Genomic DNA, 23,334 nt, shown 5'->3' on the forward strand with positions numbered 1-23,334 from the left:
CCGTCGGCGGCGGCTACCAGGCGGTGCCCCGCCCGTCGGCGGCTACCAGGCGGGGCCGATCTCCTCGGCGACGATCTGGGCGGAGAGCGTCACCATCGGTAGGCCGCCGCCCGGGTGACTGGAGCCGCCGACCAGCCACAACCCGTGCGCCGGGCCCCGGTTGGCCGGGCGCAGCAGGCCGCCGGCGGTGCCGTAGATCGACCCGCCGGGCGCGCCGGTCGCGTCGTCCAGGTCGGCCGGGGTGCGGACCTCCCGGAACACCAGCCGGTCCCGCACGTCGACGCCGCGCTCGGCCAGCACGTCGAGGACCCGGTCGGCGTACGCCTCGGCGAGGCCGGGCCGACGCCAGTCGACGGCGCCGGTGGCGGTGCCGTGCCGGGGGGCGTTGACCAGCACGAACCACGCCTCGTGGCCGGCCGGCCGGACCATCGGGTCGTCGGCCACGGTGACGAAGACGGTGGGATCGGCCGCCGGTCGGGCCCGCACGCCGCGCCCCGGGTCGCCGAAGACCGCGTCGAACTCGGCGTCGTAGTCGCGGGGGAAGAACACGTTGTGGTGGGCCAGCCCGGAGTCCCCGGCGACGCCGAGCAGCAGCACGAAACCGGCCAGGCTGCGGTCGGTCAGCCCGGCCAGCCGGCGCGGGCTGGGCAGCAGGTCCCGGTAGAGGGTGAGCGCGTCGACGTTGGCCACCACCACGTCGGCGGGGACGGGCGCGGTGACGCCGCGCAGGCGTACGCCGTGCACCCGGCCGCCCGCGGCGTCGATCCGGGTGACCGTGGCGCCGGTTTGCACGACCACGCCGAGGTCCAGGCAGCGGGTCAGCAGCGCGTCGGCGAGCGTGCCCAGCCCGCCGCGCAGGTACCAGCCGCCGAAGGCCAGCTCGGCGTAGGGCACGGCGGCCAGCGCGGCCGGCGCCCGGCGCGGGTCGGCGCCGGTGTAGGTGGCGTACCGGTCCAGCAGCATCCGCAGCCGGGGGTCGGACAGGTGCCGTCGGCCCAGCCCGCGCAGCGTCCGGCCCGGCCCGATGGCGGCCAGGTCGCCCAGCCGCCAGGCCAGCGCGGCCAGGTCCAGCGGGGAGTCGATCGGGCGGCGCAGGATGTCCCGGTGCGACGCCTGCCACACCCGCTCGGCCCGGCGCCACAGCCGCCGCCAGTCCGCGGCGGCCCGGTCGCCGAAGGCCGCGCCGATCCGGGCGGCGAACTCGGTCGGGTCGGCGCAGGAGTCGAGGGCCGGGCCGCCGCCGGGGAAGACGTGCCGCACGATCGGGTCCACCGGCACCAGGTCCAGGTACTCGTCGAGCTTCGCGCCGGTCGCCTCGAAGAGGTCGTGGAAGACGTCGGGCAGGGTGAGCAGGCTCGGCCCGGTGTCGAAGTGGAACGGGCCCGCCGGGGTGTCGTGAAGGTACCGGCCGAGCTTGCCGCCGACGGTGCCCGTACGTTCGAGCACGGTGACCTGGTGTCCGGTGGCGGCCAGCCGGGCGGCGGTGGCCAGGCCTCCCACCCCGGCGCCGACGACCACGATCCGCGCCATGCCGCGCCTCCCTAGGTGACGGGGCGGCCGCGCCAGGACAGGCGACGCCGCTTCCGCAGATGGTACGACCGCAGGGTCAGCCAACCGAGGACCACGACCGACACGGGGTGTGCCAGCGCGTCGGGCCACCACCGGCCGCCGGTCGCCCGGGCGCTGACCGCCCGCCCGGCCACCCCGAGCAGGTAGGTCGCGAGCGCGGCGGCGGCCACCGTCGGCGCGCCGGCGGCGAGGGCGGCGAGCGCCAGCAGCGGGGGAGCGGTGTAGAGCAGGAGCAGCAGGGCCACCACGGCGGCCGCCGCCACCGGGTTGCCGAAGGTCGCCCAGAGCGACTTCGAGTAGCCGTCGCGCAGCTGCGGCCAGTCCTCGTACATCCGGCAGGCGGCCAGCCGCGAGCCGTCGGCGAGGGCGATCCGGCCGCCGGCCCGCTTGACCGCGCGGGCCAGCTCGACGTCCTCCAGGATCTTCCCGGCCACCACGGCGTGCCCGCCGGCGGCCTCGTAGCCGGCCCGGTCCACCACCAGGAACTGCCCGCCGGCGGCGGCCAGCGACGGCCGCCGCGAGCGCTCCATCGCCCGCAGCGGCAGGAAGGTCAGCCACAGCCACTGCAACAGCGGCTGGACCAGCCGGTCGGCCACCGTCGCCACCAGGATCCGGGGGTACGGCGACAGCAGCGTCACCCGCGCGGCCCGCAGCTCGGTGACGGCCGCCGCGACCGCGTCCGGGGCGAGCACCACGTCGGCGTCGACGAAGACCAGCGCGGTCGCCGCGGGGTCGGCCCGGGTGGCCAGCTGCCAGCAGGCGTGCGGCTTGCCCAGCCAGCCCGGCGGCGGGGCGACCCCGTCGAGCAGGGTGACCCGGGGGTCGTCGCCCGCCACCGCGCGGACCACGCCCGCGGTGCCGTCGGACGATCCGTCGTCGAGTACCACCACGCGCAGCCGCGGCACGCCCCGCTGGGCGAGCAGCGCGCGCAGGCACGGGGTGACCCGCGCGGCCTCGTCGCGCAGCGGCAGCAGCACCGCCACGGGCTCGGTGACCGGCGCCGGCCGCTCGGCCGGGCGGCGCAGCCAGCGGCCGGCGTTGACCAGGGTGTGCGCGGTCAGCGCGGTCACGCCGAGCAGCAGTGCGAGGACGGCGGTCATGCCGTCGCGTCGACGCCGGGGCGCTGCGGCCGACGCAACCGGTGCCGGTCGTCGCGGCGGGAGCGGACCAGCGTGACCGCCAGCGGCACGGCGGCCACCGACATGCCGACCGCGCCCCACAGCGCCGAGGCGGGCAGGTCGAGGAAGACCGCGTGGGCCAGCACGCTGGAGAAGTACGTCCACAGCCAGAGCGCGAACATCGGGCCGTCGCGCCCGTCGGTGGTGGCCACGGCGGGCCCGGCCAGCGGGCGCAGCGCGCTCATGATCAGCACGGCGAAGAGCAGCCAGCCCAGGTAGTTGCTCACCGGGATGCCGGGCAGGCCGGGCAGCGCGGGGGTGGCGTCCCGCCAGACCCAGTAGCCCTCGGCCACCATCTGCGGGTCGAGGAAGAGGTCCCAGGCGGCCAGCCCGACGGCGGCCAGCGCGACCCGCCGGACATGGAACGCGCCGCCCCGCCGCCCGGGCCGGCCGCCGGCGTCGCCCCCGGTCAGTCGGGTGGCGGCCAGCCAGGCCGGCCAGGCCATCCAGGTCCAGGCCAGCGGGATGATCAGCGGCACCCCGGCCAGCTTCGGCCCCAGCTCGCCGGAGTAGTCGTAGCTGCCGAACGGGAAGCCGGTGGCCACCCCGAGCGCCTCGATGGCGAACCCGCCGACCGTGGCCACCGCGACCAGCGCCGCCGCCGTACGCGGACCCCGGCTGAGCAGCGCGTGGCCGACCGAGAGCAGGTAGCCGAGCACGACGGTGGCGACGGTCAGTCGGGCCCGGACCTCCCCGCTGGTCAGCGGGTAGCAGATCTGCACCAGCACCAGCACGGCCAGCAGCGCCCAGGACAGCCGTCGGGTCACGAGGCGCCCCGGCCGGGCGGGGCGGGTGTCGGGGGCTCCAGCGGCAGGTCCCGGCCGAGCACGCCGAACGGGCGCTCGTCGCCGGGGAAGTGGAAGTCGCGCAGGACGTCGACGAAGCCGAACCGGCGGTACAGCCGCCAGGCCCGGGACCGCTGCTCGTCGGCCTCGGGGGTGGAGAGCAGCGTGGTCGTGCCCTCCGCCAGGCTCAGCAGGGCCCGCAGCTGCCGCGCGCCCAGGCCGTGCCCCTGCGCGGGCGGGCGCACGTGCAGCTCGACCACCTCGAAGCAGTGGGTCAGCCAGCGCTGCCGGGCCGGGGTGTCCAGCGCCCGCCAGACCTGGTCGTGCCACCACTGCCCCGAGCCGCCCAGGTAGCCGTAGCCGAAGCCGGCCAGGTGGCCCTCGCTGGTCAGGCTGGCGACGGCGCGGAAGCCGGGTCGGCGTACGTGGGTGGCGATGTAGCCGCGCCGGGAGTCCAGCAGCTCCGGGCGGTAGCCCATCGCCTCGCCGTAGACGGCCACCACGTCGTCCAGCCGTCGGACGAGATCGTCCGGCGTCCACCGCACCAACCTCATGCCCGTGCACCCTCCACCGCTCCCGGGTCGCTGTCCGCGACCCACCCCAGCACCGCCCGGTCACCCACCACGTCGCGCACCTCGAACCGCGCGAAGAGCTCCTCCGCGTACCACCCCTCGGTGGGGGTCCGCATGATCGCGGCGCGGTGCTCCGGGTGACGGTACGCGAACGCAACGAGGTCCGCCGGCTCGCGCCACACGCTCACCGTGCCCTGCCAGCCCAGCGGGGCCTCGCCGACGCCGAAGCGGGCCAGCAGGCCGGGCGCGGCGTGCAGCGCGGTGGCCACCGGGGGGATCGCCCGCCAGAAGGTGGCCGCCCGCCGTGGCCGCAGCCGGGCGCGGGTCAGCGCCAGCACCGGGCCGGTGACCCGGCCACCGGGCGGCTCCCCGAACGGCCGGCGGCCCGACCACTCGCCCCGGCTGCTCAGCGGGCGCAGGTCGACCCGGACGGACGCGCGGGCGATCCGGGCCCAGGCGCGCCCCACCGGCGAGCCGTCGAAGCCGGCGGCGTCGGCGGGGGAGTCCCACACGGTCAGCGCCGCCCACCGGGTGAGGTCGGCGTCGCCCGGCCCGAAGCCGGTGCCGGTCCCGGTGCCGAGCAGCTTGCCGAACCGTACGCCGGGCAGCGCGCGCAGCCGGCGGGGGTCGACCGCCATCCGGGTCAGCGCCCGGGGCAGCGCGGCGCGGGAGGTGCGCCACACGTGCAGCGTGACCAGCTCCGGGACGTCGGCGCCGTCGTCGGTCCCGCCTCGCGCCACGCTGCTGAGCCCCATGGTTCGCTCGCTCCGCTCGCTCACGCCGTCGCCTCGCTTCGCTCGCCGGCGGCGCGAGGCGCCACGCTGCTGAGCCCCATGGTTCGCTCGCTCCGCTCGCTCACGCCACCCCGGTCGGGACGCCGCCGGTGACCCGCAGCAGCTCCAGGTACGTGGTGGGGAAGACCGCCTGCGGCACGCCGCCGGCCGCCCAGATCTCGTCGTACGACTCCAGGGCGGTGTCGACCAGGGTGCGCAGCGGACGCGGGTGGCCGACCGGGGCGACCCCGCCGATCACCTGCCCGGTGTGCGCGCGGACGAACTCCGGGGTGGCCCGGCGCAGCCGGCCGACCCCGATGGACGCGGCCAGGCCGGCGGTGTCCACCCGGTGCGCGCCGGAGGTGAGCACCAGCAGCGGCGCGCCGTCCGCCTCGAAGACGAGCGAGTTGGCGATCTGGCCGACTCCGACGCCGAGCGACTCGGCCGCGGCCGCGGCGGTGTGCACCGCGTCGGGCAGCAGGCGGACGGCGCTCGGCGCGCCGGAGGCGTCCCGGGCGCCCGCGGCGTCGAGCACGTCCTGCACCGCCCGCACGTTCGGGTGTGGCTGCATGTCGGCCATTCTTCCCGGTGGCCCGGTCGGCGGCTCAGCCGGCCGTGCCGCGCCCCGACCGGGCGGGAGGCGGCGACGTCCGGCCCGCCCCGGGCGGGACGGTGACGGTGTCCGGGGCGGGCGGCGCGGCGGCCCGGTCCGGGGCGACCCGGGCCGTCTCGGCCAGCGCGACGCCGGCCAGCACCAGGAGCCCGCCGGTGAGCTGGGCGGTGTTGAGCGCCTCACCGGGGCCGATCGCGACCCAGGCGACCGCCGAGGCGAGCACCGGCTCGGCCATGCCGAGGATCCCGACGCTGGTCGCGGGGAGGTGCCGCATCGCCCCGGCCACCAGCAGGTACGGCGCGATCGAGCCGAGCACCACCAGGTACCCGCAGAGCAGCGCCACGGGCACGCCCCCGTCGGTGTCGGCGGTCAGCGGCTCCCAGCCGCCGGTGCCCACGGTGACCGCGCGGGTGAGCAGGCCCGCCACGGCCGAGGCGCCGAACGCCCAGGTGCACAGCGACAACGTGTCCCGGCGTGCCGCGCCGTGGGCGCCGAGCACGTAGTAGGCGGCGAGGAAGACCGCGGCGCCGAGGCCGGCGAGCACGCCGAGGCCGTCCAGCTTCAGCTCGCCCCACACCTCGGCCACGCAGCCGAGGCCGACCAGGCTCAATGCCAGGCCGGCCCAGAGCCGCGGGCGCACCCGGTGCCGCTGACCGAACCGGGCCCAGAGGGCGACCAGCAGCGGGGCGGTGTACTCGAACAGCAGCCCGATGCCGACCGGCAGCCGGGAGATGGCGACGAAGTAGAGCATCGGCACGGCGAAGAACCCGGTCAGCCCGTACCCGATCAGCAGCGGCAGCTGGCCGGGGGTGGCCCGGAGCCGGCGGGCACCCGGGCGCAGCAGCACGCTCAGGACCAGCAGCCCGGTGACGGCGCCGGCGGCGCGCAGCAGGGTGAGCTGCGGGGCGTCCAGGCCGGCGCGGAGCACCAGCTTGGAGACCGTGCCGTTGACGGCGAAGAGCCCGGCCGAGGCGAGCACCATGGCGACCCCGAGGACGGGGCGGGGGGTTGTCACGGGCGGAGGCTACCGCCGCGGCTCCGGCGCCCACCGCCGCAGGTCCCGGCGGCGGGCGCCGGAGCCGGCACCTGCCGCGACCTCGACCGACGTCCGCGCGTCACACGTTGCATTTTCGTCGGAGGGAGGGTGTACTGTCAGCAGCAGTTAGAACGAGTGTTCGATTGCCTCGAACGCCCGTTCCAACAGACCCGGGGCGGTGTTTCGCGGCGCGGCTCCGGGCGGTGCGGCTCCGCGGGCCGCACCTGGGTCCCGGGCAGTCGCGAGTCCGGGCCCGTCAGGCAGGAGCGCCGCCCGCCGCCCACGACCCCCGGGCGGCGGGCGACGAACCCGCCGGTAACGCCGGCCGGGTGTGGTGTGGGGAAGCGTCCACACCCGGCCGGCCACCCCACCGGTGCGTCTTCCTCCGCACCACTCGACCCGGCGTCCCGCCGGCGGCCCAGGGCCGTCTCCGGGGCGGCGCATCGGCCACGTGGAGGAGACAGTCCCATGCCGACCAACCCGGCTCAGGCACCGACGGTGCCGGCGCACGTGCTGCCGCACCGCACCCCCGCACAGCTTCTCGCGGTGGCCCGGCACGGGCTGGCCGAGGCCGCCCAGACCCGCCCCGACGGCCTCCGCTACGCCGCCGCCCACCTCGCCGCGCTCCGGGCGGCCGCCGCCGTGCTCGCCGCCCGGGCGCGTCCCGCCCCCGCCCGACGCCACCGGGTCACCAGCGTCTGGATCCTGCTCTCCGGCGTCGCCCCCGAGCTCGACGAGTGGGCCCGGTTCTTCGCCCTCGGCGCCGGCAAGCGGGCCGCCGCCGAGGCCGGCATCCCCCGGGTCGTGACCGCCCGGGAGGCCGACGACCTGCTGCGCTCTGCCGAGCAGTTCGTCACGGTCGTGGAGACCGCGCTCGGGGTGGCCCACCAACCGGCGCTCGACGGCCTCGCGGCCTGACCCGGGCGCCCCCGGCCACCCGGCGTTGACCGGGTGCCCGGGCGCGCCACGCGCACGTCCGATCCGACAGCACGACGGGGGGTAGGTCCGATGGCGGGCCGGATGGTGGTCGGTTCCGCCGCACTGGCCGGTCTGGTGCGCCCGGCGAGCGCGCCGGACCCGGCGGGTGGTCACCGGCTGCTGCCGGTGACCCCGGAGCTGACCGGGCTGCTGCCCAACCGGGGGTTGCGGCGGGGCAGCACGATCGCGGTCGCCACCGGCCAACCCCGACGCAGCGGCGGCACCTCGCTGGTCCTGGCGCTGCTCGCCGAGGCGTCCCGGGCCGGCTCGTGGTGCGCCGTGGTCGGCGTCCCGACGTTCGGGGCGGGCGCTGCCGCCGAGTGGGGCATCGCCCTGGACCGGCTCGCCCTGGTGCCCCACCCGGGCCCGGAGTGGGCCACCGTCATCGCCGCCCTGATCGACGGGGTGGACGTCGTGGTCACCGCCGTGCCGACGGCGGTCTCCGCCTCGGTCGCCAACCGGCTGGCCGCCCGGGCCCGGCAGCGGGGCAGCGTCCTCGTCCCGTACGGGCGGTGGGACGGCGCGGACGTGACCCTCCAGGTGGTCCGGGGCGCCTGGGAGGGGCTCGGGCAGGGGCGGGGCCGGCTGCGTCGCCGCGAGGTCACCGTCTCCGCGCGGGGCCGGGGGGCCGCCGCCCGCCCCAAGGAGATCAAGGTCTGGCTGCCGGGGGACGGGCTCACCCGGGTCATTCCCCGCTCCGCTCCCGCCGCCGCCGTCTCCGTCACCGGCCGGTCGACCGCCGGCCGGCTCCGCCCCGTCGGCCCGGCGCCCACCGGCCCGTCCCGTCGCGCCGCGCTCACCCTGGTCGGTCCGACGTGACCGCCGCGCTGACTCCGGTCGGTCCGCCGTGACCGTCGCGCCCGTGCGGACCCTGCTGCTCTGGTGCCCGGACTGGCCGGTGCTCGCTGCGGAGATCGTCGACGGGGTGCCGGCCACCGAACCGGTGGCCGTGCTGCACGCCAACCGGGTGGTCGCCTGCTCCGAGCGGGCCCGCGCCGAGGGGGTGCGTCGGGGGCTGCGCAAACGGGAGGCCCAGGGCCGGTGCCCGCAGCTCACCGCCGTCGAGTACGACCCCGGGCGGGACGCCCGGGCGTTCGAACCGGTGGTCGCCGCCGTCGAGGAACTGGTCGCCGGCGTCGAGGTGGTGCGCCCCGGCGCGTGCGCGGTGGCGGCCCGGGGGCCGAGCCGCTACCTCGGGGGCGAGGAGGCGGCCGCCGAGCGGATCGTCGAGCACGTCGCCCAGGCCTGCGCGGTGGAGAGCCAGGTCGGCATCGCCGACGGGGTCTTCGCCGCCGGGCTGGCCGCCCGCGACGGACGGGTCGTTCCGCCCGGCGGGTCACCGCAGTTCCTCGCCGACCTGCCGGTCGAGGCGCTCGGCCGCCCGGCCCTGACCGACCTGCTGCGCCGGCTCGGCGTACGCACCCTGGGCGACTTCGCCGCGCTGCCCGCCGGCGACGTGCTGGCCCGGTTCGGCTTCGACGGCGCGCTGGCCCACCGGCTGGCGGCCGGGCGCGACCACCGTCCGCTCGCGGTCCGGCAACCCCCGGCCGACCTCGCGGTCACCGCCGACCACGACGAGCCGCTCGACCGGGTCGACGCGGCGGCCTTCGCCGCCCGGGCGTTGGCCGAACGGTTGCACGACCGGCTCGCCGCACACGGGCTGGCCTGCACCCGGCTCGGCATCGAGGCGGTCACCGCGCACGGTCAGGAACTGCACCGGGTCTGGCGGCACGACGGGCTGCTCACCGCCGCGGCCATCGCCGACCGGGTGCGCTGGCAGCTCGACGGCTGGCTGTCCGGCAGCACCGGTCGGGCCGGCACCCGCCCGACCCGCCCGACGGCGGGCATCATCCGGCTGCGGCTGGTCCCGGACGGGGTGGTCGCGCAGGCCGGCCTGCAACCCGGCCTGTGGGGGGAGACCGGCGAGGAGCGGGAGCGGGCGCACCGGGCGCTGAGCCGGGTGCAGGGCATCCTCGGCCCCGAGGCGGTGGTCACCGCGGTGCTCGGCGGCGGGCGCTCGCCGGCCGACCAGGTGCGTCTGGTGCCGTGGGGTGACGAACGCCTGCCGGCCCGGCCCGTCCCGCCGCCGTGGCCGGGCCGGCTGCCGCCACCCGCGCCGGCCGTGGTGCTGCCCGACCCGCTCGCCGCGGTCGTGCAGGACGCCGCCGGCGAGTCGGTCGAGGTCAGCGCGCGGCTCCAGGTCAGCGCCGAGCCGGCCCGGCTGACCGTGGGCGCCGCCCGGCCGGTCGAGATCGTCGGCTGGGCCGGTCCGTGGCCGGTCGACGAGCGCTGGTGGGCGCCGGCCGAGGCCCGCCGGCGGGCCCGCTTCCAGGTCTGCCTGGCCGACGGTACGGCCCTGCTGCTCGCCGTCGAGGCCGGGCGGTGGCTGGTGGAGGCGATCTATGACTGAGCGCCCGCCCCGCGCCCGCCGACCCGGTCGGCGTGAGGCTTCGCCGGCTGGCCGGCAGCCGCTGTCGAGCTGCCCCGTCCACGGGACCGCCGGACGCCGGCTTTCGGATCTTGGAGAGTTTCGGCCCCTCCAGGGGCCGAAACTCTCCAAGATCTCTCCGGCTGCCCGCCTGGAGGGGCTCTGATGAGCTTCCACAACCCGAAGCTGCCCTGGTCGGAGTTGGAGCGCGTGCTCTCCGGCCGGGAATCCGGCACCGGCCGATCGGGCGCGGGCCGGCCGGGCGTGGGTGCGGGTGCGACAGGCGAGGAACGACCGGCTGCGGGCACGGGTCGGCCGGGTGCGGGTGCGGGACTGGGTGCGGGCGAGGACCGGCCGGATGCGGGCACGGACCGACCGGGTGTGGGCCGGTCGGGTGTGGGCCGAGTGGGTGCGGGCGGGCCGGGGGAGGGGCGGGCTGGCGGGGATGGCGGCCGGGTGCGCGACGAGCGGCACCTGCACGTGGTCGACCCGCTGGCCGTGGACGCCGACGGCGGCGACTCTCCCGCCTGGAGCCGCAGGCGGGAGCAGGACCGGCCGCCCGAGGTGGCCCGCCCCGACGACGCGGTGCCGTACGCCGAGCTGCACACGCACACCAACTTCAGCTTCCTCGACGGCGCCAGCCACCCGGAGGAACTGGCCGAGGAGGCGGCCCGGCTGGGCCTCACCGCGCTCGCCGTCACCGACCACGACGGCTTCTACGGGGTGGTGCGCTTCGCCGAGGCGGCCCGCGCGCTGCACCTGCCGACCATCTTCGGCGCCGAGCTCTCCCTGGACCTGCCCGGCCCGCAGAACGGCGAGCCCGACCCGCTCGGGCGGCACCTGCTGCTGCTCGCCCACGGCCACGAGGGGTACGCCCGGCTGGCGTCGACCATCGCCCGCGCCCAGCTGCGCGGCGGGGAGAAGGGCCGCCCGGTCTACGGCGGGCTGGAGGAGGTCGCCGCCGAGCTGCGGGACCACGTGCTGGTGCTCACCGGCTGCCGCAAGGGGCACGTGCCGTCGGCGCTGCTCACCGAGGGGGTGGACGCGGCGGCCCGCGAGCTGGACCGGCTGACCGCCCTGTTCGGCGCGGAGACGGTGGCGGTGGAGCTGACCGACCACGGTCACCCGGTCGACGCCGACCGCAACGACGCGCTCGCCGAGCTGGCGGCGACGGCCGGGCTGCCCACGGTGGCCACCAACAACGTGCACTACGCCACCCCGGGCCGGCGGCGGCTGGCGACCACCGTCGCCGCCGTACGGGCCCGGCGCAGCCTCGACGAGATCGACGGCTGGCTGCCCGCCGCCGGCACCGCCCACCTGCGCGGCGGCGCCGAGATGGCGGCCCGGTTCGCCGCCTACCCCGGTGCGGTCGCCCGCGCCGCCGAGTTCGGCGCCGAGCTCGCCTTCGACCTCCAGCTCGTCGCGCCGCGGCTGCCGGCGTACCCGGTGCCGCCCGGGCACACCGAGATGAGCTGGCTGCGCCACCTGACCCACGCCGGCGCCCGCGAGCGCTACGGCCCGCCCGCGGCGCACCCGAGGGCGTACGCGCAGCTCGACCACGAGCTGAACATGATCGAGGAGCTGGGCTTCCCCGGCTACTTCCTGGTGGTCTACGACATCGTCACGTTCTGCCGCGAGCAGGACATCTACTGCCAGGGGCGGGGCTCGGCGGCCAACTCGGCGGTCTGCTACGCGCTGCGGATCACCAACGTGGACGCCGTCCGGCACCGGCTGCTCTTCGAGCGCTTCCTCGCCCCGGAACGCGACGGCCCGCCGGACATCGACGTGGACATCGAGTCCGACCGCCGGGAGGAGGTGATCCAGCACGTCTACGCCCGCTACGGCCGGGAGCACACCGCGCAGGTCGCCAACGTCATCTCCTACCGGCCCCGCTCGGCCGTGCGCGACGTGGCCAAGGCGTTCGGGTTCTCGCCCGGCCAGCAGGACGCCTGGAGTAAGCAGATCGACCGCTGGGGCTCCGTGGCGTCCGTCGACGTGGCGGACATCCCCGAGCAGGTGGTCGCGTACGCCAACGAGTTGCAGACGTTCCCCCGGCACCTGGGCATCCACTCCGGCGGCATGGTGATCTGCGACCGGCCGGTGATCGAGGTGTGCCCGGTGGAGTGGGGGCGGATGCCGGGCCGCAGCGTGCTCCAGTGGGACAAGGACGACTGCGCCGCCGTCGGCCTGGTCAAGTTCGACCTGCTCGGGCTCGGCATGCTCTCCGCGCTGCACTACGGCTACGACATGATCGGGATGAGCCTGGACCTCGGCGACATGACGCTGGACGACCCCGAGGTCTACGACATGCTCTGCCGGGCCGACTCGGTCGGGGTGTTCCAGGTGGAGAGCCGCGCCCAGATGGCCACCCTGCCCCGGCTGAAGCCCCGCGAGTTCTACGACCTGGTGGTCGAGGTGGCGCTGATCCGGCCCGGCCCGATCCAGGGCGGCTCGGTGCACCCGTACATCCGGCGCAAGAACGGCCAGGAGCCGGTGACCTACCCGCACCCGCTGATGCGCAACGCGCTGGAGAAGACCCTCGGCGTGCCGCTGTTCCAGGAGCAGCTGATGCAGCTCGCCATCGACCTGGCCGGCTTCGACGCGGCGGGGGCCGACCAGCTGCGCCGGGCGATGGGCGCCAAGCGTTCCGCCGAGCGGATGGCCCGCATCGCCGACCGGCTCTACGCGGGCATGGCCGGGCGGGGCATCACCGGGGAGCTGGCCGACGACGTCTACCGCAAGCTCTCCGCGTTCGCCAGCTACGGCTTCCCGGAGAGCCACGCGATGAGCTTCGCCTACCTGGTCTACGCCAGCTCCTGGCTCAAGCGCTACCACCCGGGGCCCTTCCTGGCCGCGCTGCTCAACGCCCAGCCGATGGGCTTCTACTCGCCGCAGACGCTGGTCGACGACGCCCGCCGGCACGGGGTGGAGGTGCGCCGGCCGGACATCAACGCCAGCGGCGCTCTGGCGGTGCTGGAGTCCACCCCACAGACCCGGTGGGGCAGCGCGCCGGGGGAGCCGCCGCACGCCTGGGGGCTGAACGGGCCGGCCGTGCGGCTCGGGCTCTCCGGCGTACGCACCCTCGGCGAGGGGGTGGCCGAGCGGATCGAGACGGAACGGGCGGCGCGCGGGCCGTACCGCGACATGCCGGACCTGGCCCGGCGGGTCGGGCTGTCCGCCGCGCAGCTGGAGGCGCTGGCCACCGCGGACGCCTTCGCCTGCTTCGGGCTGTCCCGGCGGCAGGCCCTCTGGGCGGCCGGCGCGGCGGCCCAGGACCGGCCGGGCCGGCTGCCGGGCACGGTGACCGGCGCGACCGCGCCCACCCTGCCCGGGATGGAGGCGGTGGACCGGCTGGTCGCCGACGTCTGGGCGACCGGGCTGTCGCCGGAGAGCCACCCGGTGAGCTTCATCCGCCCCCGGCTCGACGCCCTCGGCGCGGTGCCGATCGCCCGGCTCGGCCGGGTGGAGCCGGGGCGGCGCATCCGGGTCGGCGGGATCGTCACCCACCGGCAGCGGCCCGCGACCGCCGGCGGGGTCACCTTCCTCAACCTGGAGGACGAGACGGGGATGCTCAACGTCACCTGCTCCCCGGGCCTGTGGCAGCGCTACCGGCGGGTGGCCCGCACCAGCGCCGCGCTGGTGGTGCGGGGCCGGTTGCAGCGGCACGAGGGAGTGATCAACCTCACCGCCGACCGGCTGGACGCGATCGAACCGCCGGTCAGCCCGCCCTCGCGGGACTTCCGCTGACGGCAGTGATCCACATTACGGTTTTTCCCGCCCGGTGGAGGGACACTCCAGCTCGCGCGGGCAGAGTGGCCCGCGCGAGCACGAGGGGGACAACGATCATGGGAAACAACGAGCGTAGTGGCGGGGTGGCGAACTCCCGGCGGACCCGGCTCAGCGCCGGATGGACCCCCAGCCACCACACCGAGCCGCGCGAGTACGAGATCGTCGAGGGCCCGGTGGCCAACGCCCTGCGGTCGCGGGCCGAGGACGATGCCGCCACCGGCGAGGCCTGACCTTCCGTCCGGAGCCGGCCGGGCCGCCGCAGGTGCGGCTCGGTCAGGCTGGACCGGGTGACTAGGCTCGACCGGGTGGAGCAGACCCCAGGCCGGCTCGCCGGGCCGCCGCTGACCCCCCGTACCGCCGTGATCTGGTCGGTGCTGCGCGCCGAGCTGGAGCGTCGCGCCGGCGCCGCGCTCACCGTGCTCGACGTCGGCGGCGGCACGGGCGGCTTCGCCGTGCCGCTCGCCCAGGCCGGGCACCGGGTCACCGTGGTCGACGCCAGTCCCGACGCGCTCGCCGCGCTGACCCGCCGGGCCACCGAGGCCGGCGTCGCCGAGCGGGTCCGTGCCGTGCAGGGCGACGGCGACGCGCTCGCCGGCCTGGTCGAGCCCGGCAGCGCCGACCTGGTCCTCTGCCACGCCGTGCTGGAGGTCGTCGACGATCCGGCGGCGGTCGTGGCGGCGTTGGCCGCCGCGCTGCGCCCGGGCGGGGCCGCGAGCGTGCTGGTCGCGGGCCGGGCCGCCGCGGTGCTCGGCCGGGCGATGAACGGGCACCTCGACGTCGCCGCCGCCCTGGCCGACGATCCGGCCGGCGCCGCCGGCACCCGGGACACGCTGCGCCGGCGCTACGACGCCGAAGGCGCCGCCGCGCTGCTCGGCGCCGCGGGGCTCGTGGTCGAGGAGATCCACGGCGTACGCGTGCTCGCCGACCTCCTCCCCGCCGCCGTCGCCGACGGCCAGCCGGCCGCCCTGGTCGAGCTGGAGCGGGCGCTCGCCGCGCGGGCGCCCTGGCGGGACCTCGCCGCCCAGCTGCACCTGTTCGCCCGCCGCCCGTGACCGACCCACTGGAGATCGTCGGGCCGCGCTACGGCGACGGCAGTCTGGCCGACATCCTGCCCGCCGCGCTCGCCGTGCTCGGCGTGCCCGGCGCCACCGACCCGCTCGGGCTCGGCGCCGCGCTGCCCGGGGTGCGCCGGATCGCGGTGCTGCTCGTCGACGGCCTCGGCTGGCACCAGATCCCGACCGCCGCGCCGTACGCGCCGACCCTGGCGGGACTGGCCGCGACCGCCGGCCGGCCGCTGACCTCGGGCTTCCCGTCGACCACGCCGACCAGCCTGGTGACGCTGGGCACCGGCGCCGCGCCCGGCGCGCACGGCGTGCTCGGTTTCACCGTGCGGGTGCCCGGGACCGACCGGGTGCTCAACCACATCGAGTGGGCGGCCGACCCCGCGCCGCTGCGCTGGCAGCCGGTGCGCACCCAGCTGGAACGGGCCCGCGCCGCCGGGGTCGCGGTGACGGTGGTGAGCCGGCCGGAGTTCGGCGGCAGCGGGCTGACGGTGGCCGCCAACCGGGGCGGCGACTACCGGGGCGCGGCCGGCGTCGACGCGCTCGCCGAACGGATGCTCGCCGCCCTGGCCGCCGGGCCGGGGCCCACGCTGGTCTCCGGCTACCACCCCGACCTGGACCGGCACGGCCACCTCACGGGCGTCGACTCCGCGCCCTGGCGGATCGCCGCGGCCGAGGTGGACCGGCTGCTGGCCCGGCTCGTCGACGGGCTGCCGCCCGACGCCGCGCTGCTGGTCACCGCCGACCACGGCCAGCTCGACGTGCCGGCCGGGCACCGCTTCGACCTGGACACCGACCCCCGGCTGCGCGCCGGGCTGGCGGTGGTCGCCGGGGAGCCCCGGGTCCGCTACCTGCACGTCACCCCCGGCGCCCTGGACGACGTCGTGGCCGCCTGGTCGGCGGTGCTCGGCGCCGCGGCCCGGGTGCGTACCCGCGACGAGGTGGTGGCCGCCGGCTGGTTCGGCCCGGTGCCGGAGGAACACCTGGCGCGCATCGGCGACGTGGTGGTGATCTGCAACGCCACGTACGCGGTGACCGCCTCCCGGTCCGAGCCGCCGGTGGTCTCCCGGCTGGTGGCGTACCACGGGGCCGACACGGCGGCCGAGATGACGATCCCGCTGCTGGTCGTACGCGGCTGACCGCCGTCCCGGGCGGCCCGTCCGGGTGCGATGTCGCAGGTCCGGGCTAGCCTGCGGGGATGGGCCGCAGCCAGTCGTTGCCCCGGGGCGGCGATCCCCGGTTCGGGCCGGACTCCGACGATTCCGGCTGCCCGATCCTGCACGTCGACATGGACGCCTTCTTCGCCTCGGTCGAGGTCCGCCGCCGCCCGGAGCTGCGCGGTCGGCCCGTCGTCGTCGGCGGCACGGGCCCGCGCGGGGTGGTGAGCTCCGCCAGCTACGAGGCCCGGCGCTACGGCGTGCGCAGCGCCATGCCCACCGCCCGGGCCCGGGCGCTCTGCCCGTACGCGGTCTACCTGCCGCCGGACTTCACGCAATACTCGGCGGCCTCCGCCGCGGTCATGCAGATCTTCCGGGACGTCACCCCGCTGGTCGAGCCGCTCTCCCTGGACGAGGCGTTCCTCGACGTGGCCGGAGCCCGGCGGCTCTTCGGTTCGCCGGCCGCCATCGCCCGCCGCATCCGCGAGCGGGTCGCCGGGGAGCAGGGGCTGACCTGTTCGGTCGGCGTCGCCCCGAGCAAGTTCGTGGCCAAGCTCGGCTCGACCCGCGCCAAGCCCGACGGCCTGCTCGTCGTCCCGGCCACCCGGGTGCTCGACTTCCTGCACCCGCTGCCGGTGTCGGCGCTGTGGGGAGTGGGGGAGCGGTCCACCGAGACGCTGCGGCGGCTGGGCCTGACCACGATCGGCGATCTCGCCGAGGCGCCGCTCGGCATGCTGCGCAAGGCGCTCGGCGAGGCGTCCGCCGCCGGGCTGCACGAGCTGGCCTGGGGGCGGGACCCGCGCCGGGTCAGCCCCGAGCACGCGGAGAAGTCGATCGGCGCCGAGGTGACCTTCGACGTCGACGTCACCGACCCGCTGGAGATCCGCCGGGCGCTGCTCGCCCTCGCCGAGAAGGTCGGCATCCGGCTGCGCCAGGCCGGGCAGGTCGGGCGCACCGTGTCGCTCAAGGTGCGCCTGGCCGACTTCCGCACCGTCAGCCGCTCCCGCACGGCGGGCGGGCCGACCGACGTGGCCAGGGAGATCTTCGACACCGTCTGGGCGCTCTACACCGTGCTCGACCCGGGTGAGCCCGTCCGGCTGGTCGGCGTACGGGTCGAGGGGCTCGCCGCCGCGCAGGAGACCCCGCGACAGCTCACCCTCGGCGCGCCCGAGCGGGGCTGGCGGGAGGCGGAGGCCGCCGCAGACGCCGCGGCTGCCCGTTTCGGGCGGTCCGTCATAGGTCCGGCCAGTCTGCTCGGGGTCCGCGAGGGACGACGAAATGAAAATCCACCCCGGCCGTAGGTCGTCCCGCTTTCCGACGCGCGAGGGCCCTCGTAGACTTGCGGGTAAGCAGCCGGTTGGCTGCCACGGTCTGTCGGCCCGACCGGGCCGACCAACGTGACCGGGGAGGAGTGCCGTGCCGCTCTCGGAGCACGAGCAGCGGCTGTTCGAGCAGATCGAGCGGTCGCTTGCCGAGGACCCCAAATTCGCCTCGGCCGTGCGCGCCAGCGATCCGCGCTTCCACGCGCGGCGTCGCCTGCTCGTCGCTGCCGGCGTGATGATCATTGGGCTGGCCCTGTTGGTCTACGGCGCGGTGATCAAGACTCCGCCGCTGGCAGTGGCGGGTTTCGTCGTCATGCTGGCCTCGGCCGCGTTCGCGGTGCAGTCGCATCGTCGGGCGCAGTCACCGGACCTGCACGTCGTGGGCGGGACGACGAGTCGTCGTCGCCCCCGCGGTCGGTCGGGTCGTCGGCCCTCGATCCTGGACCGGATGGAGGACCGGTGGCGGCAGCGCCCGGAGGGGCACCGCTGAGCCCGACCCGCCGCTGAGGCGGGCCGCGACGACGACGAGTCGGCCGCCGGGAGTCCCCGCCGGCCACTGACGCTTCCGCACGCCCCCGGGCGGGTACCTCACCCCCTGGACGGGTCCCGCACGTCCCCGGACGTGCGTCTACGCATGTCCCGGTGCCCGGTGCCCGGTGCCCGGTGCCCGGTGCCCGGTGCCCGGTGTCCAGTGGCCGCCCCGGCGGCCCGGCACCCCCGCCATCCGGGACAACCCACCGCCCCGCGACACCGCCCCGCGAACGCGACGGGCCGGTGGGGGCGGGTGTGCCCCTACCGGCCCGTTCGTCCGTCGGTCAGCGGGCCATGCGGCTCGCCAGCAGGCGACGCGGGTTCCAGCGCAGCAGCCGGTGCCGGACCCGACCGCCCGTCGCCACCAGCCGGGACGACGCCTCCGCCGTGCCCAGGCGCCAGCGCAGCAGCACCGACGGCGGCAGCGCCGCGGCCACCAGGCGGGTGCGCCGGTCGGCCCGGGCGGCGAGCGCGGTGCGTACGGCGCGCAGGGCCGGCAGGAGCTCCTCGCCGGTCAGCGGGTCGCGGGCGTAGCGGGCGCGTTCCTCGGCGCGGCCGAGCAGGCGTACCGCCGTGGTCGCCCCCGCGTCGGCGGTGAGCGTCTCCCGGGACAACCGGTCGGCGGTCGCCCGGGGGGTCTCGGTCCGGTCGACCCGGACCCGGTAGTCCACCAGCGTGTCGAGCAGCTCGTCCCAGGCGGCGTGCGCGTCCGCCCGCGCCCGCTCCGCGTCCGCCAGCACCACCATGCGCCGCCCGTCCGCGGGCGCGGCGCCGGCGGTTCCGGGTCGCACCGCCGGCGCGGGAGGTGTCGCCGTGCCGCTGCGGCGCCGGCGCAGGGCCGCGCGGCGCAGCGCCGGCAGGGCGAGCAGGGCCAGCAGGGCCAGCACCGCGCCGGCGGCGTACCAGGGCCAGACCGGGGCCTGCTCGGTCGGCGCCTCGCCGCCGAGGGCCAGCCCGGAGTCGATGTCCTCCTCGGGGCCCTCCGGCCCCGCCGGGCCGGCCGACGGGCCGACGTCGCCGGGGGCGCTCGACGAGCCGGGGGTCGGCGTCTCCTCCTCCGGGGCGTCGGTGTCGGGCGCCCAGGCCGACCGGGTGGAGCCCTGCACGCCGTACGCCGGGGTGGCGTCGAAGGGCACCCAGCCGACCTCGTTGAAGTAGACCTCGGTCCAGGCGTGCAGGTTCCGGTTGGTCAGGGTGTACGTGCCGTCGGTGGAGTTGCTGCCGTTGGCGAAGCCGAACGCCACCCGGGCCGGGATGCCGGCGGCCCGGACCAGCCACGTCATCGCGGCGGCGTACTGCTGGCAGAAGCCGACCTTGTTGTCGAGGAAGTCGACGATCTCCCGCCCGCTGGTGCCGCCCTTGGTGCTGAGCGAGTAGGTGAAGCCGTTCTCCGAGGAGAAGTGGTCGTAGATCGCGCGGACCTTGTCGTACTCGGTGTCCTTGCCCCGCACCAGCGTGTTGACGAGTTCCTCGACCTCGGGCACCGGCGGCGGCGCGGGATGCAGGCGCCGGACGGCGTGGTCGGCCGGGAGCGGCTGGGACCGGCGCAGGGCGGCCGGCGTGTAGACCGAGCGCACGTAGTCGAACGCGTAGCGCTTCTCGCGCGAGTTGTCCCGGTTGGAGAAGACCACCTGGAGGCTCGGGTCGTACGCCCAGTTGCCGTTCAGGTCCTCGGCGCGTACCGGCTCGGTGTAGACCGGCAGCAGCGGCATGGTGAGGTTCTTCGTCACCTCGACCGTGGCCCGGTACGTCCGCTGCTCGACGCCCCGCGCGGACGGCGCGGGCAGGTCGCCGACGGGGCGGCCGGTGGGGGTGCCCTCCCGGAAGCCGCTCGGCGTGAGCTTGTCGGCCACCCCGAAGCGCAGGTAGAAGGGGTTGGTCTCGTTCGTGGTGACCTTGACCAGGTCGGCGACCTCGGACTGGTTGAGCTGCCCGCTCAACGCCGCGAAGAGGTCGATCCTGCCGGAGCCACCCTGCCCGGGGCGGCCGTTGCCGTTGCCGTTGCCCGAACCGGCGCCCAGGGTGTCCAGCAGCCCGCCCGTCATGCCCGGCACGGCCAGCGGCAGCACCACGGCCAGCAGCACGCCCACCACCGCCAGCCGCCGACCGGCGGCGGCCAGCGGCGAGGCCTCCCAGACGTCGACGTCCCGCCCGTCGCCGGTGAACCGCCGGCCGAAGCGGCGGACCCGGTCGACGTTGTCGGTCACCAGCAGCCAGAGGTAGCCGGCGGCGCCGACGACGAACGGCACCGCCGGGACGCTGTCCACGTAGACCGCGACGGGCACCGAGTAGATCGCCAGCATCGGCAGGCCGGCGAGCGCCGGGCGGCGCAGCCCGACGGTGAGCACGTCGACCACCACGGCCACCCCGCCGACCCCGAGCACCGTGACGAACAGCAGCGGATCGGTGTCGGGCACCTTGACACCGTAGGAGCGCATGTCCTCCAGCGAGCCGTCGAGCAGCTCGCCGAAGTGGGTGAAGGTCGACGGGGTGGGCACGATGCCCAACAGTTCGGCGCCGCCGGGGAAGAGCCAGGTCAGGGCCAGCGTCAGGCCGGCCAGCATGCCCAGCGCCTGGCCCCAGAGCGGAACCCGGGCCAGTCGGGCGAGCGCGGCCACGGCGGCGACCACGGCCACCGCGATCGTCGCCTGGATCAGCCACGTCCAGCGTTCGAAGATGGCCGACAGCGGCGCGGCGGCGAGCAGCGTCGCCGCCGCGGCCACGAAGCCCAGGTTCCGGTGGGCGGTCATGAGGGGACCCTTCCGTTCATCGCATGCCGCCGGCCACCGTCTCGGCCATGGCCGCCCGCAGCGCGAAGCCCTGCGAACCGCGACCCGCCTGCGGCCACAGCGCGGGCAGCAGCGTGCCGTGGTCGACCCCGATGACCCGCCAACCGCTCTGCAACATGGCCAGCGCCGCGGCGCCGTGTGCGTGCTCGGCCTCGGCCCGGGCCTTGGCCGGCAGGTTGAGCCAGGTGGAGCTGTCGAGCAGGAAGCCGACGCAGGTGGCGCCGTTGCCGCGCAGCCCGGCCAGCAGCTCCGCCTCGGCCGTGCTCACCGAGCCGAACAGGCCGATGATCAGGCCGCCGTCGGACCGCTGCCGGACCCGCTGCACCAGCGTGGTCAGCTCGCCGAACTTGTCGAGCCGGACCTCGGCGAGGTGGTCGAGCAGCACCCCGTCGCCGGTCGCCTCCGACGCGTCCACGTCGGCGCCGGAACCCGTGACCAGCCGCAGCTTGTAGCCGGCCTGCCGCAGGTGCACCGCGATGCTCGCGGCGGCGGAGACCGCCCACTCGAAGGAGGCCGTCGGCCCGTCGCCGCGGTGGCCGTACGCGCGGGTGTCCAGCACGACGGTGGCCCGGCTCTCCCAGGGCTGCTCCTCCCGGCGCACCATCAGCTCGCCGGTGCGCGCCGTGGACTTCCAGTGCACCCGGCGCAGGTCGTCGCCCATCCGGTACTCGCGGGTGGCGGCGTCGTCCTCGCCGTGCACCGCGACCGAGCGGGCCCGGCTGTCGCCGCTGCCGGCGTACTCGCCGGGCAGGCGCACCGAGGGCAGCGGGGTGACCTGCGGGATGACGGTCAGGTGGTCGGTGCTCGGGAAGGCGCGGCTCAGCTCGCACAACCCGAACGGGTCGGTCATCCGGACCACCAGCGGGCCCACCTCGTAGCGGCCGCGCACGTCGGCGCGCACCGTGTAGGCCACCGAGCTGGCCTGGTGGGCGCCGAGCCGCTCCAGCACCACCCGGGGCCGGCTGCCCAGCGCGTACGGCAGCCGGTCCTCCAGCAGCAGGGTGCCGGTGGGCAGCCGGGACATGTTCTGCAACCGCAGCACCACCCGGGAGCTCGCCCCGACGGGCACCCGGTGCGGGTCCAGCGAACGGTTGCAGGCCAGCTTGTAGCGGCTGCGCCCGACGTAGGCCGCGGCGAGCAGCGGCAGGATGGCCAGCAGCACGGCCACCCGGAGCAGGTCCTTCTCGCCGAGGATGCCGGCCGAGACCGCCGCCGCGACCGCGGCCGCGAGGAACGAACGGCCGCGGGTGGTCAGCCCTCGCAGCCCGTCGCGCACGTCACCGCCCCCGCGGCTCGTAGGTGGCTCGGCCGTTGCCCTCGCCCGTGGGGCGGGTGTCGTACGGGGAGCGCCCGCGGTCGTGCGGCAGCGGCAGCCGGTGCACCAGCTCGGAGACGATCGCGTCGGTCGTGCGCCGGGCGAGCTGGGCGTCGGCGGTCGGGATGATCCGGTGCGCGAGCACCGGCACGGCCAGCACCTGGAGGTCGTCGGGGAGGACGTAGTCGCGGCCCTCCAGGGCGGCCACCGCGCGGGCGGTGCGCAGCAGCTGGAGCGTGGCCCGGGGGGAGGCGCCGAGACGCAGGTCGGATGCCTCGCGGGTGGCGGTGACCAGGTCGATGGCGTACTGCTTGACCGCGTCGGCGACGTGCACCTGCCGGACGTGGCCGATCAGCTGCCGCACGGTGTTGGCGTCGGAGACCGGCCGCAGCTCGTCCAGCGGGTCCGTGGCGCCGTGCCCGTCGAGCATCGCCAGCTCGGCGCTCGGGTCCGGGTAGCCCATCGCGATGCGGGCGGTGAACCGGTCGCGCTGCGCCTCGGGGAGGGGGTAGGTGCCCTCCATCTCGATCGGGTTCTGGGTCGCGATGACCATGAACGGCGTCTGGAGGTGGTAGGTGACGCCGTCGACGGTGACCTGGCGCTCCTCCATGCACTCCAGCAGCGCGGACTGCGTCTTCGGCGAGGCGCGGTTGATCTCGTCGCCGACGACCAGGTTGGCGAAGACCGCACCGGGGCGGAACTCGAAGTCGTGCGTCTCCTGGTTGTAGACGCTGACCCCCGTGACGTCGCTGGGCAGCAGGTCGGGGGTGAACTGGATGCGGCGCACGGAGCAGTCGATCGAACGGGCCATGGCCTTGGCGAGCTTGGTCTTGCCGACCCCGGGCACGTCCTCGATGAGCAGGTGGCCCTCGGCGAGCAGGACGGCCAGGGCGAGCCGCACGGTGGCGGTCTTGCCCTCGATGACCTGCTCGATGTTCGACACGATGGCTTCGCTGGCGGCGCGGAACTCGTCGTGCGGCAACAGGCCGCCCACCTCGTCCCAGGTCTGTTGTGTCACGGGCCTCCTCCTCGTCGCCGGACGGCAGCTCTGTATAGAGCAGCTGGACCCGCCGTAGGGTTCGCGACGCCGAGCCTCGTCTGCCGCAGAAATCTCACTGGTCTCTCAGGCTAACCATGTTTCTCGCTGTCGCCGACCCCCGCAGGTAGACGGTCGGTTACGCACCGAATATTCGCCGGGTCGGGGGATCCGGCGGTCGCTCTCGGTGCCGCTCATGATCACGAAGGGCTGCCGCGGCGCGGACGGCCGCACCCGCCCGTCCCGACCGGTGGTGGCGGGCCACCTGCGGGACCGGACGGCGGGGTACACTCCCGGTCATGGCCGGATTCTTCCTGCTTCTTACCGGGCCGTGCTGATGCGCTGACGCGCGACAGCACGGCGGCCCCTCCTGCGCGAGGGGCTTTTTTGTGCCCTCCGCCG

At 76.5% G+C, this 23,334-nt stretch carries 19 protein-coding genes; 9 read left to right on the forward strand and 10 right to left on the reverse strand.

Annotated features, from left to right (window positions below; all coding sequences use genetic code 11):
- Window positions 1–42 precede the first annotated feature (42 nt).
- The 7 genes from crtI to AB0G08_RS15230 form a co-directional block, all read right to left on the reverse strand.
- Window positions 43–1,530 carry a phytoene desaturase family protein gene (crtI, locus tag AB0G08_RS15200; protein ID WP_358087502.1) on the reverse strand — a complete coding sequence of 496 codons (1,488 nt, stop codon included), beginning with the start codon at window positions 1,528–1,530 and terminating at the stop codon, window positions 43–45.
- Between the two features lie 11 nt (window positions 1,531–1,541).
- A complete protein-coding gene (locus AB0G08_RS15205; RefSeq protein WP_358087504.1) occupies window positions 1,542–2,669 on the reverse strand; it encodes a glycosyltransferase family 2 protein in 1,128 nt (375 codons plus the stop codon).
- Window positions 2,666–3,514 carry a carotenoid biosynthesis protein gene (locus AB0G08_RS15210; RefSeq protein WP_358087506.1) on the reverse strand — a complete coding sequence of 283 codons (849 nt, stop codon included), beginning with the start codon at window positions 3,512–3,514 and terminating at the stop codon, window positions 2,666–2,668. The genes AB0G08_RS15205 and AB0G08_RS15210 overlap by 4 nt, the downstream gene beginning before the upstream one ends.
- The gene (locus tag AB0G08_RS15215; protein WP_357877294.1) at window positions 3,511–4,086 is read right to left on the reverse strand and encodes a GNAT family N-acetyltransferase; all 576 of its coding nucleotides are present in this window, start codon (window positions 4,084–4,086) and stop codon (window positions 3,511–3,513) included. Before AB0G08_RS15215 ends, AB0G08_RS15210 begins: the two co-directional genes overlap by 4 nt.
- Window positions 4,083–4,859, reverse strand: coding sequence for a monooxygenase (locus tag AB0G08_RS15220; protein WP_358087563.1), 777 nt, complete (start codon window positions 4,857–4,859; stop codon window positions 4,083–4,085). The genes AB0G08_RS15215 and AB0G08_RS15220 overlap by 4 nt, the downstream gene beginning before the upstream one ends.
- Window positions 4,860–4,959: 100 nt before the next feature.
- On the reverse strand, window positions 4,960–5,448 hold the full coding sequence (locus AB0G08_RS15225; RefSeq protein ID WP_358087508.1) for a YbaK/EbsC family protein: 489 nt from the start codon (window positions 5,446–5,448) through the stop codon (window positions 4,960–4,962).
- 34 nt (window positions 5,449–5,482) lie between these two features.
- Window positions 5,483–6,505, reverse strand: a complete 1,023-nt coding sequence (locus AB0G08_RS15230) for an EamA family transporter (RefSeq protein ID WP_358087510.1) — start codon at window positions 6,503–6,505, stop codon at window positions 5,483–5,485.
- Window positions 6,506–6,994: 489 nt separating this feature from the next.
- Between AB0G08_RS15230 and AB0G08_RS15235 the strand changes: the two genes are divergently transcribed.
- The 9 genes from AB0G08_RS15235 (at window position 6,995) to AB0G08_RS15275 (ending at window position 17,751) form a co-directional block, all read left to right on the forward strand.
- A complete protein-coding gene (locus AB0G08_RS15235) occupies window positions 6,995–7,444 on the forward strand; it encodes an SAV_6107 family HEPN domain-containing protein (RefSeq protein WP_357877306.1) in 450 nt (149 codons plus the stop codon).
- 90 nt (window positions 7,445–7,534) lie between these two features.
- Entirely contained in the window at window positions 7,535–8,323 is a 789-nt protein-coding gene (locus tag AB0G08_RS15240) for a hypothetical protein (RefSeq protein WP_358087512.1), read from the forward strand.
- Window positions 8,324–8,351: 28 nt separating this feature from the next.
- On the forward strand, window positions 8,352–9,914 hold the full coding sequence (locus AB0G08_RS15245; RefSeq protein ID WP_358087514.1) for a DNA polymerase Y family protein: 1,563 nt from the start codon (window positions 8,352–8,354) through the stop codon (window positions 9,912–9,914).
- Between the two features lie 423 nt (window positions 9,915–10,337).
- A complete protein-coding gene (locus AB0G08_RS15250) occupies window positions 10,338–13,679 on the forward strand; it encodes an error-prone DNA polymerase (protein WP_358087515.1) in 3,342 nt (1,113 codons plus the stop codon).
- A 98-nt stretch (window positions 13,680–13,777) separates the two neighbouring features.
- On the forward strand, window positions 13,778–13,951 hold the full coding sequence (locus tag AB0G08_RS15255; RefSeq protein ID WP_358087517.1) for a hypothetical protein: 174 nt from the start codon (window positions 13,778–13,780) through the stop codon (window positions 13,949–13,951).
- A gap of 57 nt (window positions 13,952–14,008) precedes the next feature.
- A complete protein-coding gene (locus AB0G08_RS15260; RefSeq protein WP_358087519.1) occupies window positions 14,009–14,773 on the forward strand; it encodes a methyltransferase domain-containing protein in 765 nt (254 codons plus the stop codon).
- A complete protein-coding gene (locus AB0G08_RS15265; protein ID WP_358087521.1) occupies window positions 14,770–15,921 on the forward strand; it encodes a nucleotide pyrophosphatase/phosphodiesterase family protein in 1,152 nt (383 codons plus the stop codon). Before AB0G08_RS15260 ends, AB0G08_RS15265 begins: the two co-directional genes overlap by 4 nt.
- Before the next feature lie 59 nt (window positions 15,922–15,980).
- Window positions 15,981–17,240 carry a DNA polymerase IV gene (locus AB0G08_RS15270; protein ID WP_358087523.1) on the forward strand — a complete coding sequence of 420 codons (1,260 nt, stop codon included), beginning with the start codon at window positions 15,981–15,983 and terminating at the stop codon, window positions 17,238–17,240.
- 115 nt (window positions 17,241–17,355) lie between these two features.
- Entirely contained in the window at window positions 17,356–17,751 is a 396-nt protein-coding gene (locus tag AB0G08_RS15275; RefSeq protein ID WP_358087525.1) for a DUF3040 domain-containing protein, read from the forward strand.
- A 325-nt stretch (window positions 17,752–18,076) separates the two neighbouring features.
- Here AB0G08_RS15275 and AB0G08_RS15280 read toward each other — a convergent pair whose 3' ends face one another.
- From AB0G08_RS15280 to AB0G08_RS15290, 3 genes are read right to left on the reverse strand one after another with little or no spacing between them, the layout of a single operon-like run.
- A complete protein-coding gene (locus AB0G08_RS15280) occupies window positions 18,077–20,542 on the reverse strand; it encodes a transglutaminaseTgpA domain-containing protein (protein ID WP_358087527.1) in 2,466 nt (821 codons plus the stop codon).
- Between the two features lie 16 nt (window positions 20,543–20,558).
- Window positions 20,559–21,857, reverse strand: a complete 1,299-nt coding sequence (locus AB0G08_RS15285; RefSeq protein WP_358087528.1) for a DUF58 domain-containing protein — start codon at window positions 21,855–21,857, stop codon at window positions 20,559–20,561.
- Between the two features lies 1 nt (window position 21,858).
- Window positions 21,859–22,914 (reverse strand): MoxR family ATPase, encoded by a 1,056-nt coding sequence (locus AB0G08_RS15290; RefSeq protein ID WP_357877339.1) that lies wholly within the window; start codon window positions 22,912–22,914, stop codon window positions 21,859–21,861.
- Window positions 22,915–23,334 lie beyond the last annotated feature (420 nt).

Origin of the sequence: Micromonospora sp. NPDC023644 (assembly GCF_040640115.1) — a bacterium.
Taxonomy (GTDB): Bacteria; Actinomycetota; Actinomycetes; order Mycobacteriales; family Micromonosporaceae; genus Micromonospora.